The organism is Agromyces binzhouensis (assembly GCF_004135055.1).
In the GTDB taxonomy this organism is placed as follows: domain Bacteria; phylum Actinomycetota; class Actinomycetes; order Actinomycetales; family Microbacteriaceae; genus Agromyces; species Agromyces binzhouensis.
Genome location: NZ_SDPL01000585.1, coordinates 1 through 1,452, shown reverse-complemented (window position 1 = coordinate 1,452; position 1,452 = coordinate 1). Strand labels below are relative to the sequence as shown.

The 1,452-nt window shown below is 74.9% G+C and carries 1 protein-coding gene and 1 pseudogene; both read left to right on the top strand.

What is annotated here, in order from left to right; translation table 11 throughout:
* Positions 1–650: pseudogene (locus ESO86_RS19415) on the top strand (GNAT family N-acetyltransferase); the annotation flags it as partial.
* A partial coding sequence (locus ESO86_RS19410) for a GNAT family N-acetyltransferase (protein ID WP_165308243.1) occupies positions 647–1,452 on the top strand: 806 nt, incomplete at its 3' end. The pseudogene ESO86_RS19415 and the gene ESO86_RS19410, both read left to right, overlap by 4 nt.

Here is a 1,452-nt window from a genome sequence, read left to right as displayed (position 1 = left end):
CGCTCCTGCGCGCCCCCCAGGGCGACGCGACGATCCCGGCCGACGACCCGGCCGCGCGGTTCGCCCTGTCGCACGGCTACGCGCTCGGCCAGCTCGACCGGGTCAGCGTGCTCGACGTCGCGGGGCGCGCAGCCGAGTTCGGCTCGCGGCTCGCGGGCCTCGGGGCATCCGATCCCTACCGGGTGCGCACCTGGGTCGACCGCGCACCCGACGACCTCCTCGATTCGCTCGCCGTGGCCCACGAGCGCATGTCGGTCGACGCACCGTCGGGCGCCATCGCGTACGAACTCGAGCACTGGGACGCCGACCGGGTCCGCGACGAGGAGCGTCGGGCCCTCGCCAAGGGGCGGACCACGCTCACCGCGGCGGCCGTCGCGCCCGACGGCACCGTCGCGGGCTTCACCGTCCTGTCGCTGCTCGCCGGCTCCCCGGCCGTCGAGCAGTGGGACACCATCGTGCTCGCCGACCACCGGGGCCACCGGCTCGGCATGCGCCTGAAGCTCGAGAACCTCCTCCTGCTCCAGGCGACGGATGCCACGCGCGAACGCGTCTACACCTGGAACGCCGACGAGAACGAGCACATGCTCGCCATCAACCTCGACCTCGGCTTCCGGCCGTTCGCCCTCGAGTCCGTCTGGCAGCGGCCGTGAACGGCGACGCGCCGGCGGTCGGCGCCGCAGCGACGAACGGCCCGGGCACGCTCCGTCCGATCCTGGCCGCCGATCGCATCGGCATCCCCGAGTCGGCCGACCTCGAGGCGTACGCGGACTTCGCCCGTCGCATCCAGCTCGAGACCGTCGGCACGGACGAGTTCAGCCACTCGGCGGCCGAGCTCGCGGTGCTCGGCGGCAACCCGTACCTCGAGCGACGACGGTTCGGGATCTTCGACGACGGTCGCCTGGTCGCGGCGGTCGCCGCGTGGTGGGAGCGCGAGCAGCAGGACGCCGCGCCCATGATCACGATGGTGGGCGTCGACCCGGCGTATCGCCGGCGCGGACTCGGCGGTCGCGTGCTCGATGCGATCGAGGCATCCGCTCGCGACGCCGGACGCGAGGCCACGATCATGATCTCCGAGCACCGCACGGACGACGGGTCCGGGGAACGCCTCCGCGCACCGCAGGGCGGTGCGTCCCTGCCCGCCGGGGCGCCGTCGGTCCGGTTCGCGCGGTCGCGCGGCTACCGGCTCGGCCAGCTCCTCGTGGCGAGCGCCCTCCCCGTCTCCAGCATCGCCGCACGCGTCCGCGACCTCGCCGAGCAGGCGGCCCGGTCCGACGGCTACCGTCTCGAGCACTGGCGCGACCACACGCCCGCCGAGCACCTCGACGCGTTCGCCCTGGCCCGCTCGCAGATGGTGGCGGAGGCGCCGAGCGGCGCCGTCGACTTCCCCGACGAGCACTGGGACGCGGCGCGCATCCTCGACGAGGAGGCGCGCGCCGTGGCGGCCGGGCGCAC